The sequence below is a fragment of the Acinetobacter sp. YH01010 genome (assembly GCF_013420775.1).
GTDB classification, from domain to species: domain Bacteria; phylum Pseudomonadota; class Gammaproteobacteria; order Pseudomonadales; family Moraxellaceae; genus Acinetobacter; species Acinetobacter amyesii.
Map to the genome: position 1 here is coordinate 1 of NZ_VOYF01000010.1, position 13,594 is coordinate 13,594.

Annotated in this window: 13 protein-coding genes and 1 pseudogene; 9 read left to right on the forward strand and 5 right to left on the reverse strand. The window is 39.9% G+C overall.

Features of this window, described 5'->3' with window-relative positions:
- A pseudogene (locus tag FTT77_RS10170) lies at nucleotides 1-108 on the forward strand (IS5/IS1182 family transposase); the annotation flags it as partial.
- 133 nt (nucleotides 109-241) lie between these two features.
- Entirely contained in the window at nucleotides 242-757 is a 516-nt protein-coding gene (locus FTT77_RS10175; protein ID WP_180026408.1) for a pyridoxamine 5'-phosphate oxidase family protein, read from the forward strand.
- A gap of 162 nt (nucleotides 758-919) precedes the next feature.
- On the opposite strand, the gene FTT77_RS10180 is transcribed toward FTT77_RS10175, so the two are convergent.
- The 3 genes from FTT77_RS10180 to FTT77_RS10190 form a co-directional block, all read right to left on the reverse strand.
- Entirely contained in the window at nucleotides 920-2,563 is a 1,644-nt protein-coding gene (locus tag FTT77_RS10180; RefSeq protein WP_180073989.1) for an AMP-binding protein, read from the reverse strand.
- A 311-nt stretch (nucleotides 2,564-2,874) separates the two neighbouring features.
- Nucleotides 2,875-4,011, reverse strand: a complete 1,137-nt coding sequence (locus tag FTT77_RS10185) for an acyl-CoA dehydrogenase family protein (protein ID WP_180073990.1) — start codon at nucleotides 4,009-4,011, stop codon at nucleotides 2,875-2,877.
- 318 nt (nucleotides 4,012-4,329) lie between these two features.
- On the reverse strand, nucleotides 4,330-5,100 hold the full coding sequence (locus tag FTT77_RS10190) for a 3-hydroxyacyl-CoA dehydrogenase (protein ID WP_078188564.1): 771 nt from the start codon (nucleotides 5,098-5,100) through the stop codon (nucleotides 4,330-4,332).
- 141 nt (nucleotides 5,101-5,241) lie between these two features.
- On the opposite strand from FTT77_RS10190, the gene FTT77_RS10195 reads away from it, so the two are divergent.
- Together FTT77_RS10195 and FTT77_RS10200 are read left to right on the forward strand one after the other, a co-directional pair.
- Complete coding sequence (locus FTT77_RS10195) at nucleotides 5,242-6,276, forward strand: AraC family transcriptional regulator (RefSeq protein WP_180088166.1); 1,035 nt, start codon at nucleotides 5,242-5,244, stop codon at nucleotides 6,274-6,276.
- 200 nt (nucleotides 6,277-6,476) lie between these two features.
- Nucleotides 6,477-6,830 carry a hypothetical protein gene (locus tag FTT77_RS10200; protein ID WP_078188566.1) on the forward strand — a complete coding sequence of 118 codons (354 nt, stop codon included), beginning with the start codon at nucleotides 6,477-6,479 and terminating at the stop codon, nucleotides 6,828-6,830.
- A gap of 69 nt (nucleotides 6,831-6,899) precedes the next feature.
- On the opposite strand, the gene prmC is transcribed toward FTT77_RS10200, so the two are convergent.
- Together prmC and prfA are read right to left on the reverse strand one after the other, a co-directional pair.
- Entirely contained in the window at nucleotides 6,900-7,718 is an 819-nt protein-coding gene (gene prmC, locus FTT77_RS10205; RefSeq protein WP_180109242.1) for a peptide chain release factor N(5)-glutamine methyltransferase, read from the reverse strand.
- Nucleotides 7,718-8,806: a peptide chain release factor 1 gene (gene prfA, locus FTT77_RS10210; RefSeq protein WP_180051129.1), complete on the reverse strand. Its 1,089-nt coding sequence runs from the start codon at nucleotides 8,804-8,806 to the stop codon at nucleotides 7,718-7,720. The genes prmC and prfA overlap by 1 nt, the downstream gene beginning before the upstream one ends.
- 368 nt (nucleotides 8,807-9,174) lie before the next feature.
- Here prfA and FTT77_RS10215 point away from each other — a divergent pair, with 368 nt between their 5' ends.
- The 5 genes from FTT77_RS10215 (at nucleotide 9,175) to FTT77_RS10235 (ending at nucleotide 13,150) form a co-directional block, all read left to right on the forward strand.
- Nucleotides 9,175-9,603: a glycine zipper domain-containing protein gene (locus FTT77_RS10215; RefSeq protein ID WP_078193959.1), complete on the forward strand. Its 429-nt coding sequence runs from the start codon at nucleotides 9,175-9,177 to the stop codon at nucleotides 9,601-9,603.
- A gap of 286 nt (nucleotides 9,604-9,889) precedes the next feature.
- Nucleotides 9,890-10,417: a hypothetical protein gene (locus FTT77_RS10220; RefSeq protein ID WP_168377731.1), complete on the forward strand. Its 528-nt coding sequence runs from the start codon at nucleotides 9,890-9,892 to the stop codon at nucleotides 10,415-10,417.
- 179 nt (nucleotides 10,418-10,596) lie between these two features.
- Nucleotides 10,597-11,604 (forward strand): LLM class flavin-dependent oxidoreductase, encoded by a 1,008-nt coding sequence (locus tag FTT77_RS10225; RefSeq protein WP_180007914.1) that lies wholly within the window; start codon nucleotides 10,597-10,599, stop codon nucleotides 11,602-11,604.
- Between the two features lie 233 nt (nucleotides 11,605-11,837).
- Nucleotides 11,838-12,314 (forward strand): inner membrane protein YiaA, encoded by a 477-nt coding sequence (gene yiaA / locus FTT77_RS10230; protein WP_180109241.1) that lies wholly within the window; start codon nucleotides 11,838-11,840, stop codon nucleotides 12,312-12,314.
- A 263-nt stretch (nucleotides 12,315-12,577) separates the two neighbouring features.
- Nucleotides 12,578-13,150 (forward strand): flavoprotein, encoded by a 573-nt coding sequence (locus FTT77_RS10235; protein WP_180109240.1) that lies wholly within the window; start codon nucleotides 12,578-12,580, stop codon nucleotides 13,148-13,150.
- The last annotated feature ends 444 nt before the right edge of the window (nucleotides 13,151-13,594 follow it).

Consider the following 13,594-nt stretch of genomic DNA (forward strand, 5'->3'; position numbering starts at 1 on the left):
AAAACCTTCAAAATTCTTGCTGAGCGATATCGCAATCGAGGCAAAAGACTAGCATTAAGATTCAATCTAATTGCTGGAATTTATAACTTGGAGCTGAGTGAAAAATGACTTATGAAAGAAATCTATTGCTGACACAATATGTTAGATAAACTTATGAGCTAACACACATTATTCAAATACTTTGTGCTCAGTCATATTTACCCCTTTACCCCAAAGTGATTACTTAAAAGTGGAGAATAAAATGTCACAAGAATACGTTGAACAAGATCAGCGACAAAAATTATGGGAACTCATTAAAGACGTGCGTTTCACCATGATTAGCCATGTTACTGACAAGCAAGAAATTCATTCTCAACCCATGACCATGCTTAATTCTGATAAGATGAATGAGCATGAAAATATCTATTTTCTTATGAAAGAAAATAATGACCTTGTAGAGGCAGTCAATGCAGGTCGTAATCATCTTGGATTAGCATTCGCTAAATCTTCAGACGATATTTATGTATCAATTAGTGCTCATGGAGAAATCAGTACAGATGCGGCCCTAATCGATAAATTATGGAATCCTTGGGCTGAAAACTGGTTCGATGGCAAGACTGATCCTACTGTTCGCGTTTTGATAGCTAATGCTATTAGTGCAGAATTTTGGAATGTCAAAGACAATAAAGTCACCCATTTATTCAAAGTTTTGAAGGGCAATTTAACGGGTAAAACTCAAGAACTTGATACTGAACATAATACCCTGAACTTAAAATAAATGATTTTATTGATTTGAATGAATGCTTTAATTTTAGGTTAATTTGGATTGTCCCATAGTTAGTCAAATACATATATGATCTCGAATGAATGGTTTCACCAGCTCAAACATCAATTTAAAAAAGGCTGCATCATGCAGCCTTTCTTGCGTATATAAATTGACTCAACTGACCTTTTGAATTAATTGAGCTTTGGCCACTTCTTGTTGCTTCAACAGATTACGTTGGATTTTTCCACTCGATGTTTTAGGCAACCCATCTACAAATTCAATTTCTTTTGGATAAGCATGCTTGGATAAACGAGATCGTACATAAGCTTGTAGCTTGTCCATGAGTTCTGAACTTGCTTGATATTGTGGTTTCAATACCACAAAAGCTTTGACCAATTCTGTACGCTCAGGATCAGGCTTACCGACAACTGCCGATTCTAAAACCTCTTCGCACTCTAATAATGTACTTTCCACATCGAAAGGTCCTACACGATAGCCTGATGTTGTAATGACATCGTCAGCACGTCCTACAAAATCAATGCCGCCTTCTTCGTTTAAACGAACAGTATCACCAGTTAAATAGTAGTTCCCGACAAAGGCTTTACGGTTATTGCCACCATAGCCTGTGAACCACATGAGTGGTGATTGCGACCAGTCTAATGCCAATGTTCCAATGCCACCGCGTTCAATTTCTTGATGGTCTTTATTAAGCACCGCGAAACGATGTCCCGGTATAGCAAAACCGGCTGAACCCACTTTTTTGTAGTGTTCTAAAGCATGATGATTTGCAATCACCATTCCAAGTTCTGTTTGTCCATATTGGTCATAAATATTGACGTTTAAGTCATGATTAAACCATTGAATTACTTCGGGCGTTAACGGCTCGCCTGCACTACTCACAACCCGTAAATGTGATTTTATTGATTCATCAAATTTTTCTTTAAAACCAAAGAACATACGAAATGCCGTTGGTGAACCGGTCAGATTGCTGACTTTATATTTTTTGATGACTTGAAGTGCATGATCTACACTAAAAGCCCGTTCATCCATAATAATGCTGTGCCCCAAACTTAAAGGCCCTGCAATTCCATAGTACAAACCATAAGCCCAACCCGGATCTGCCAAATTCCAAAATGAATCTTCATCACGCAAATCAACCGCATGTGCCATATACCCTTTAAATGCCAACAACGCTTTGTGTGGCACAGGTACAGACTTGGCTAAACCCGTCGTCCCTGAAGTAAACATCATTAAAAATTCATCATCAAAAGAACGGGGTACTGAGTTAAACGTGGTGTCATGAAGTTGCAGCTCTGACCAAAAGTCAGGATCTGTCTGAATTGCTTGATCGGCATGCACGGTTAAAATATGTGGTAAATCAATATGATTGAGTTTTGAGCGTTGCTCAGTGTTGGTTACAATCAGCTTTGTTCCCGCAGTTTGCACCCGATGTTCAATCGCTTTAGACTCAAATGCCGTAAACAACGGCTGATAAATTGCCCCTATACGCCATGTTGCCAAAATAGTAATCAACAACTCTGCTGTGCGTGGTAATAGACCTGCAATGCAATCACCTGCTTTCAGTCCAATGCGCTGATAATAATTCGCCAATTGTGCAGAAGCTAAATCTAATTGCTCAAAAGTCCATTGCTCAGATTCACTATTTTTACTTTCCCAGATCAGCGCAGTTCTATTTTGCCCAACATAGCGCCCACAACATTCATCATAAGCATTGATTGAACTTGGCGTACCGACCAATTGTTCTGTAACAATCTTTTCAAAATTAAAATCACGATATGCTTGTTCTAGTGTCTTCATGACGACAATTCCTATCCTGTTCTCTATGATTCAAAGTGCAATACTTTGAGGTTTATTGATCTTGTTGTTATACCGCTGCGTATCCGTGACGATTCCTTTGCCACGTTCGCTTTTACTGCTATTCCATACACCGATTGCAATGTCGGTTTTTAGTTTTGTAACTTATACTTTGTTAAACTATCTATTCGTAAATTACCTATTCTTAGACTGTCTATACCTAGATAACCATGTTTGGATATCTCCTGCAATTTCCATAACCATCAACGCCATTGCAGGGTTTGAACATCGACTAAAGTCTATTTTTTAATCAGCTATCTTTTGGTTACTTCACGTGCTATCACCAGCCGCTGAATGTCCGATGCACCTTCATAAATTTGACTGACACGCACATCACGATATATTCGTTCTACTGGAAAATCAGATACATAACCGTAGCCCCCATGGATTTGAATGGCATCTGAACACACACGTTCAGCCATCGTCGATGCAAAAAGTTTCGCCATTGAGGCTTCTTTTAAACATGGAAAACCGGCATCTTTTAACGTCGCTGCATGGAAGATCAATTGGCGTGCTGCCTCAATTTGGGTGGCCATATCTGCTAGGCGAAATGCCACGGCCTGATGCTGTACAATCTCCACCCCAAATGCCTTGCGTTCATTGGCATATTCAACGGCAGCATCTAATGCTGCTCGTGCCATACCCACAGACTGCGCTGCAATACCAATTCGACCTGACTCTAGGTTTGATAAGGCAATTTTATAACCTTCACCCTCTTGGCCTAAGAGACTGTCTGCAGGAATACGACAGTGATCTAAAACAATAGTTGCTGTATCGGAACAATGCTGACCCATTTTTTCTTCTAATCGCGATACGATATAACCTGGTGCATCCGTCGGCACTAAAAAGCACGAAATCCCTTTTTTACCTGCAGACTTGTCCGTTACCGCAAAAACCAAGGCTACTTGGGCATGTTTTCCTGTGGTAATAAATTGCTTGGTGCCATTTAATACCCACTCGTCACCATCACGCTCCGCTTTGCATTCCAGTGCGCTCGCATCTGAACCCACTTGTGGTTCTGTTAGGCAAAAACAACCTAACCATTCGCCAGTGGCTAATTTTTTTAAGTATTTTTCTTTTTGTGCTTCTGTACCATAACGCTGCGTAATGCCACATGGCAGTGAGTTTTGTACGCTGACAATTGTCGAAATCGCACCATCACCTGCAGCAATTTCCTCTAAGGCAACAACCAAAGACACATAGTCTAAACCTGCACCACCCCATTCGTCCGAAACCGTCATGCCTAAAGCACCCAGCTCACCAAGTTCCTTTAGCTCTTGTGCAGGAAATGATGCCGTTTTGTCACGCTCTGCTGCCGTCGGTTTCAGTTTTTCTTGCGAATAACTTCGCATCATGTCCTGAACCATTTTTTGTTCATCATTTAAAATCATGAGACTTCCTTTTCTAAATCTTTTATAGCGTGTATAGCTTTAATTTTTGGATAACTGCGGAATTAAAAATACTTTGGCTGTATAAAGCAAAGTTGGATACACGACGACGTCATTTGCAACTGTCTGAGGCAGGACGCCATTAATCTCAAATGTTTCTGCGACCTATAAATCAATAAATACTTGATGACGAGTTTTGCAAATGACAATGGTTTTGGTTACTTTTGCCGAAACAAAAGTAATGAGATGAGCTACTGTCAACGAAGTTATTCTCGATAAGACTCCGTCGTAGAAGCCTGAATAAGCAGTTTTAATAAATAACTATTTAGGCTGCATACGAATCGCGCCATCAAGACGTATCACTTCGCCATTGAGATAAGCGTTTTCAAAAATATGCGTCACTAATTTTGCAAACTCTTGTGGTTTTGCTAAGCGTGGTGGGAAAGGCACCATTTGCCCCAAAGCATCTTGTACATTTTGTGCCAAGCCTTTGAGCATCGGCGTTTCCATAATGCCCGGAGCAATGGTCATCACACGAATCGACTCACGTGCAAGCTCACGTGCAAGAGGTAATGTCATTGCAACCACTGCCCCTTTAGATGCTGCATAAGCCGACTGACCAATTTGACCATCAAAAGCTGCAACCGACGCCGTATTCACAATCACGCCACGCTCTTCTTCACCTGCTTTTAATTCATATTTAGCAATCAGTTGTGCCGCATAGCGCAGCATGTTGAATGTACCTGAAACATTAATATTTAATACTTTTTGGAACATCGCCAAATCATGTAATCCGTCACGCCCTAAAACTTTTGCAGAGGGTGCGATACCTGCACAGTTCACTAAGCCATTGAGTTGACCAAATTCAGCTTCAACTTGTGCAAAGAAAGCGCCGACCGCTTGTTCATCAGTGACATCCAATTGAACAAATTTGGCATGATCACCTAGTTGACGTTGCATCGCTTCGCCATGCTCATGATTCATATCCACAATAATCACTTTGGCACCCAAGCCAATCAGATGTGTTGCTGTCGCAGCGCCTAGTCCTGATGCACCACCTGTCACAACAAAAACTTTTCCTTTAATGTCCATAGCATTTCCCTATTTACGATGTCTTGTTTTAAATTCGACTTAAGATGCAGAGTAAACAGAGAATTTATTCAGTACAATTTCCAAATGTTGCATCTTTTCTGATGTATTTGGACAATTCTGAACAAGGACCTATCCGCACATATGCCGAAGCATGGACTCGAATACAGCAAAGGGACGATTTCTATCGACTTGGTGCATGAAGCATTACACGATGCGCAAAAAAAGCACTTTGATATTTCTGCTATTTTACAAAAGTCTGGTATACCCTCAGAGTTACTGCTATCGAGTAAAACCAGAGTTTCCGTTTCACAATATGCGGCTTTATGGACTCATCTTGCAGATGTGATGGATGATGAATTTTTTGGCATGGATCGGCATGCTATGCGACGTGGTAGTTTTAAGCTACTGTCGAAAATGGTCATGCATAACAGCACATTGGGTGATGCACTCAAGCAAATCCTACAATTTTTAAATCTGGTTTTAGATGACTTACATAGCGATTTAACCATTGAAGATCACTTTGCTTATATCGTGATCTATGACCAACATGCGCCTAAACGCATGTTCAGCTATGCCACATATTTAATGCTCATCCACACGCTACTGTGCTGGCTAAGTGGTCAACGGATTTTATTAAACCAAATCCAATTTAAATGTGATGCACCGCTTGATGATCACGACTATAAAGTTCGCTTCTGCGAAAATATTCATTACCAAGCCAGTCAAAACTATATACAGCTCGATGCCAGTTATTTAAGCCTTCCCATCAAACAAGACACACGTTCCTGGTATCAATTCCTACAACAAACGCCTGAAAACCTCTTGGTTCGTTTTAAAAACCCGTATGCACTTAGCAGCCAAATTCGCAAACAACTCTTAGACGTTTCTCCTGCCGAATGGTTAGAGTTTTATGAGTTGGCAGTCAAAATGAATATGTCGGAAGCCACGATGCATCGCCGTCTTAAAAGTGAAGGTGTGAGTTATCAACAACTCAAAAATGATATCCGACGTGATACTGCCATCGATTTTTTAACCCATACCGATAAAAGCTTACAAGATATCAGTGAAGAACTAAATTTTCATGATCCGAGTGCTTTTCATCGGGCTTTTAAAAAATGGACAGGTGTCAGTCCCGGTGCGTATCGACAAAATAATGCGCCTGAATTCAAGGCCTAAAATTTGATATTCGCTATTTATAAATTGAATATTCATCTAATTAATAGAAAATCAATAACTTAAAAATATTCAATAAATAGACTGACCATTCATCCTTGAACGATTGCTACTTTAGTCTAATTAGGTTATTTTTCACTCAATTTAAAGCACTTTGCTTATTTATATTCCAATTCTCCTGCATCTCCTTGAAAGGCTTTCCTATGCTTAAGATGATTGATGTTCTTGAACAACAACTTGTTCAAAACTTTTCAGATTCTCTTTTCACTCAGATTGACGCAATTGATGAACTGTTTCATGAACAGCTTAAAACTGTCGCAGATATCGATTTGCAAAATTTGATCTCACAATTTTTTAGCACTGAAAATGCAGTTGAAGTTGCTCATGCACTGGATATCCAAGCAGATGACATTGAAGCAATTCAAGCAGGTGCAAATCTAAAAGATGAAAATTTAGTGAATGCAACTGCAAAAATTATTGCTTACTGTCTTGCAGTAGAAACAGCAGCTTTAGAACAAGTTGAAGTTTTCGATAGCTTACAAGACTACCCAATGTAAGCATTGATCGAATATAAAAATAAAGCGCATTCAATGCGCTTTATTTTTGACTATTTATCTAACACTAAATCAATGTTGCCACTGACCTAAGCTGACACGGTCATTACCGCCATAATCTTTTATAGTCCGAACATTTCGATATCCAGCCTGCAAGAACAAATGTCTGACCGATTCACCTTGGTCATAGCCATGTTCGAGCACCACCCAACCATTCACGGTTAAATGTTTTTTAGCTTGAAGAATGATTTGCTCAATATCTGCAAGCCCATGATTGTCCGCAACCAAAGCACGTTCAGGCTCTGTCGCCAAATCTTTCATGTGTACATCATCAGCATCGATATACGGCGGATTTGACACAATTACATCAAAGAAAGCACGACCAAAGGGTTTCAACCAAGAACCTAAGACAAACTGCACATGTTCAAGATCATGCTTTTTGGCATTAAACTCAGCAACTTCCAAGGTAGGTTCGTAAATATCCGAAGCTACAATTGACCAATCTGGACGTTCACTGGCTAATGACAAGGCTACAGCACCAGTTCCTGTTCCTAAATCGACCACACGAGCATCTTCAGGAAGTTCTAAACGGAGTACAGTTTCAACGAGTACTTCCGTATCAGGACGTGGAACCAAAGTATCTTTAGTCACTTTTAAGTCTAGCGTCCAAAATGGCTGAGAACCTGTGACATATGCCAAAGGCTCACCTGCTGCAATACGTGCAAGTGATGCGACATATTGTTGTTCTTGCTCAGCTGTTAATTCTTGATCCTTTTTCATGATTAAATCAAAAGAATCAATCTTGGTGATATGCTCTAACAACCACGCATTTTCCTGACGTTCATAACTTTCAGGTTCACCACGATAGGCCAAAGCCTGTGCAATATTCATTAGCCACCATTCTGCTGTGCTAATAACGCCAACTGATCGGCTTGATATTCACGATGCAAACTATCTAGCAATTCAGTCAAATCACCTTCCATCACAGCATCTAACTTATACAGTGTTAGGTTAATACGATGATCAGTCATACGACCTTGTGGATAGTTATAGGTACGAATACGCTCAGAACGGTCACCAGAACCCACCAAGTCACGACGCATTTCAGATGTCGCTGCATCTGCTGCTGCGCGTTTGGCATTTTCTAAACGAGAAACCAATAGCGCCATCGCTTTGGCTTTGTTTTTATGCTGTGAACGTTCATCCTGACATTCTACAACTGTACCCGTTGGAATATGGGTAATACGCACAGCAGAGTCAGTTTTGTTAATGTGCTGACCACCCGCACCAGATGCACGATAGGTATCAATACGTAGTTCTGAAGGATTAATTTCAACACTAGTGTCTACATCAATTTCCGGCAAAATCGCAACAGTACATGCCGAAGTATGAACACGACCTTGAGACTCAGTTGCAGGCACACGCTGTACACGATGTGCACCACTTTCAAATTTTAAGCGACCATATACGCCTTCACCATTGATGAGGCAAATCACTTCTTTATAACCGCCGTGTTCACCGTCATTTTCAGACAACACTTCAATACGCCAACCTTGTGATTCAGCATATTTACTGTACATGCGATACAAGTCACCAGAGAAAATCGCGGCTTCGTCACCACCCGTTCCGGCACGGATTTCTAAATAGGCAGAGTTCGCATCATTCGGATCTTTTGGAATCATCAGAATGTTTAAGTCTGCTTCAAGCTGACCAATCAAAGCTTTATTTTCTTTAATTTCTTCAACGGCCATTTCTTTGAAATCTGGATCCGTCAACATCACTTCAGCAGTTTCAATATCTTCTTCTGCTTGACGGTATTTTTTCCAAACTTCAGTGATTTCAGATAAATCACTATGCTCACGAGACAACTGACGGAAACGTTTATTGTCTGAAATGACTTCTACATCTGCGAGTAATGCATTTAATTCTTCGTGACGGTCAGAGAGCTGATCTAATCGTAAACGTAACGATTCTTTCATTTTTCAAAAAATCTCAATACACAGGCTCTACCGCTAAACTTTCACGGATATGCCAAAATTCAAAATAATGGCGCTAGTGTACCGATAATGGGTCTGAAATGACATATTTATTGTTTTTTGGCCTATCGATGACCCGAAATATTAAAGTGTGAAATTCATCACTCCTACCTTTCTCCACAAAGTCGTACAGATTTTCAGCATTCGACCATTTTTTTCACAATATTAATAAAACTTATACAAACTAGACACTCAAATCACTAAATAAAGTGAAAGCTCTCCATATTTATAGCGAATAGTTTTGTTACATTTACTGCCATCGAAATGATTATGAAAAAGTCCTCGCGTTTATGAAGGACATGGAGTGAACTATGAAACTGAATACTCTTTTAATGACAGCCACTCTAGCAACTGCTTCTATGTTCACTGTGTCTGCAAATGCAGATAGTACAACACGCGTTGCTGCAGCTAGTGCATTAGGTAGTGTTGCAGGTACTGCAATTGGTAAAAACATGGGCGGTAATACCGGCGCTACAATTGGTGCTGCTCTTGGTGGTGCTGGTGGTGCTGCGGTAGCAAGTAATAAACGTAACCGTACAGAATCTGCTATCGGCGGTGCTTTAGGTGGTGGTACAGGTTATACCGTTGGTAAAAGCATGGGCGGTACAAACGGTGGTTACATCGGCTCTGCACTAGGTGCTGCTGGTGGTGCTGCTCTAGGTAATAAAATCTCTAAAGATAAAGCTTACGACAAACACCAAGAACGTAAATACAAAAAACGTTACCGTCGTCGTCACTAATTCAAAATTAGTGAGTCCGTATTGGATCGTGAAAAGAGCACCTTCGGGTGCTTTTTTTATGTATCGCCTTTTTTCAAATGATAAATACAATTTTATTTATTGCACCTCAAATATGTAGAGTTGATCCACTCTATCCATGTGATCAATCATGTAGAAATAAAGTGCAAAATTTACATTGCAGCAACGGAACACGTATTTTATTTCACATCACGCTCCAAATATTCGCTATGTGTTTTCATATATTGATATCAACAGATAAACATCATGCTTCGTAAGGAGTTTAAAAATGAAAATTAATAAAATTTTATTCAGTGCAGCAATTGCCGCTTCAGCGCTTACTATGACTGCAACACATGCAGGTAATAGTACCAATACTGCATTAACATCTGCTTTAGGTGGTGTTGTTGGTGCAGCAATCGGTAACCAAGTTGGCGGTCAAACTGGCGCAATGATTGGTTCAGCAATTGGTGGCGGTGCAGGTGCAGCAGCATCGGCGAACAAACGTGACCGTAATGGTGCCATCATTGGTGGCGCACTTGGTGGCGCAGGTGGTTATACCGTAGGTAAAAACATGGGCGGCACAAACGGTGGTTATATCGGTGCTGCACTTGGTTCAGCCGGTGGTTCTGCACTAGGTAAAAAAGTGTCTGAAGACCGTCGCTATGATGACCGCTACAATGGTCGTTATGATGATCGCTATGACCGTCGTTATAACAACCGTGGCTATCGTACCAATAATTACAGCTACAACGACCGAGGCTACCGTGGAGACAATGGTCGTCACTTAGGTTGGTACAAAAACGGTAAACGTTAATCGAGATATTTCAATGAAAAAAATCAGCACCTTCGGGTGCTTTTTTTGTTTATAAAAAAAAGTTTAGATATACCAAAAGTTGACTTTTTACACAGCCCAACCAATATATCGAATTTATTCGATATACATTAGGCGTTTTATATCGTATTATTTCGATATAAAGATCTCTGAGAGAAAACATGCGTACTCTAGCCGATACAAAATTTTCAATACTTGAACTCGCACCTGTTCGAGATGATAAAACCATCGAATTTTCACTCAAACATGCACTCCAGTTAGCACAGAAAGCAGAACAACTTGGCTATGAGCGTCTATGGTTAGCCGAACACCACAATATGGACGGCATCGCAAGTTCTGCAACTGCGGTTTTACTCGGTTATCTCTTAGCAAATACACAATCTATCAAGCTCGGTTCAGGCGGGATTATGTTGCCTAACCATGCGCCGTTGGTTGTCGCTGAACAATTTGGCACGCTTGAAACGCTATATCACGGCCGCATTGAACTCGGCTTAGGTCGGGCACCAGGTACCGACCAAACCACCATGCGCGCTTTACGCCGTGGCCGTCAGGAAACCGAAGATCAATTTCCACAAGATGTCCTTGAGATATTGCAATACTTTAAAGCACCTGAGCCACAGCAGCGCATCATTGCTACACCGGGACAAAATACACATGTTCCTGTATGGCTTTTAGGTTCAAGCCTGTTCAGTGCACAACTCGCTGCACGTTTAGGTCTACCCTATTCATTTGCTTCACATTTCGCGCCACGCATGCTTGGACAAGCAATTCAGCTCTATCGTGAAAATTTCCAAGCATCCGAATATTTAGATCAACCTTATGTCTCTATGGGCGTACCAACGGTTGTTGCTGAAACAGATGAAGAAGCAGAATATCTGGCAACAAGTGCTTATCAGCGAGTTTTAGGTTTAATGCGTGGTCAAAGTTTAAAACTTAAAGCTCCGGTCGACAGTATGCAAGGCCTATGGTCTGCTGCAGAAAAGATGTCCGTAGATAATTTCTACGCTATGGGACAAGTCGGTTCAAATGCAACCGTTCGAGCAGGTTTAGAAAACCTACTCACCAAATATGACGTTGATGAATTTATTTTCACCTGTGACATTTACGATACCGATAAGCGCATTGAAAACTTCGAACGTTTAATGCAAATCAAAAATGATCTCGCTTAAGACTCTAAACTTAATGATCTAATCCAAGCGTTTAATCCGTCTAAAGGTAGAATTGTGACTACATTTTTTGTGGCTCTTTAGACGGATAGCAGTCAACAGATAATATGGTTTCGGCTAACAACGACTAAACCTGTACTTAAAAACCATCATTGCCTCAACGAAATAATTGCTTTACTCATTTTTATTGCTGTATAAATATTAAACATAAGCAAAACAAAGAGAAAAATAAGCAGATGAGCCAATATATTAATAAACCCACACCCGCATTTATCGCAGCAAGTTGGTGTGCACTCATTTTAGGCGCTGTAGTGTTTTGCATAGGTTTATTCAATGCAAATATGATGCTGAATGAAAAAGGCTTTTATCTCATTTTATTGCTTTATGGATTATTTTCATCGGTTTCACTACAAAAAATCATTCGTGACCGTTTAGAAGGAATGCATGTCACTGCAATCTACTTTGGACTGTGCTGGGCATCCGTCATTATTTGCCTCGTACTTCTTGCCATTGGTCTATGGAATGCTGAACTGGCATTAAGTGAAAAAGGGTTTTACATGATGGCTTTCCTAATGAGTTTGTTTGGTGCAGTTGCTGTACAAAAAAATATTCGTGATATGGACTATTTACGTACACATACCGACCAACCCGAACTTAAGCATTCAACCCCGAGTCAGCTTGACTATAACTCATCAGATGATGAACCATTTTAAAACTCACAAAATTTATAGATCTCAAAAGCTGTTCATGCAGGTCGCTCATTGTTTTATCGATCTGCTTGAGCGGTTAATGAACTACAACGCATAAAAAAATCAGTTCACTCCTAGAAATGTATAAATGACAAGGGCCAAGCAAATCAATTCTAGACAAATTGTATGACTCATCAGACTGAAAAAACGCTTTACCCCGACTGGCCCATCACAGAATATATTCCTATCTAAGACTCAACTAAAAAAACAAAAGACAAGGAATAAATATGGCCAACAAGCAGGATGCAACCCACCATATTTTTAATAATCATCTAGAGGATTTTGAACACTTTCGTGGAACGATCATCAGTTCAGAACAGATCAAAGATTATGACTTTAAGAAGCAAAAAATCGCCATTATTGGGATAGATCAGCATGTGGTCTCTGAACTGCACCATCTATGTCAGGTTGCAGATAACATCATGGTCTATCAAATCAAACCGCAATTTGTCTTACCACGCACCGAACGTCTACTGAATAAATTAATCCAGCACCCACTGATTGCAAAAAATCGACGTTTATTTAGCAATCGTATTAAGAGTATTTTGGCGATTCGCTTTTTAGAAGATCAAGTGCCGAACCATTGGTTAAGACATTTACTCAGTCCAAATACCGCAATTCAGAACAAAACCTTCCTAAAATCGGATCATTATTATGCTGCATTACAGCAGCCCAACTGCATCTTAAATACTTGGCCAATTGCGAATATTCAGAATAATTCAATTACCGCTTTAGATGAGCATACGTTTGAGTGTGATGTCATTGTGCGCAGCGAATCTAACCAGCCTAAAGAAAAGTAATTACAATGAAATGATTTTCACATAACATTTACTATAATTTATCCGATTGATCAAAACTCACAACACCAAAAGCCATCTCTGGCGGCTTTTGGTAGCTCCCCTACTATATTGGATACTTTCATTCGATAAGGCTAAGGATTCTTAAAAATCCATAAATGAAAATAGCTTTAATCGTGCTACATGCTTTTTCAGCTCTCAGACTTAAATCATGCTTCCGACCTGCACCAGCAGCTACAGCGAGTTTATAGACGTGCAATTTTGAATAGTTATGATCAATTCTTCATGAAAATTTTATTTCAAACTAATAAATTTTCAGTCGCTTAATTTTGTCTTACACAACTCTTTTAATCCCTAACTATAAGTTGGAAAATTTATACCGATGCTCATGTTCAGCCAACATTTACTTATGTTCTAATCTATATTCAATAGGAAAATAACAGCTAA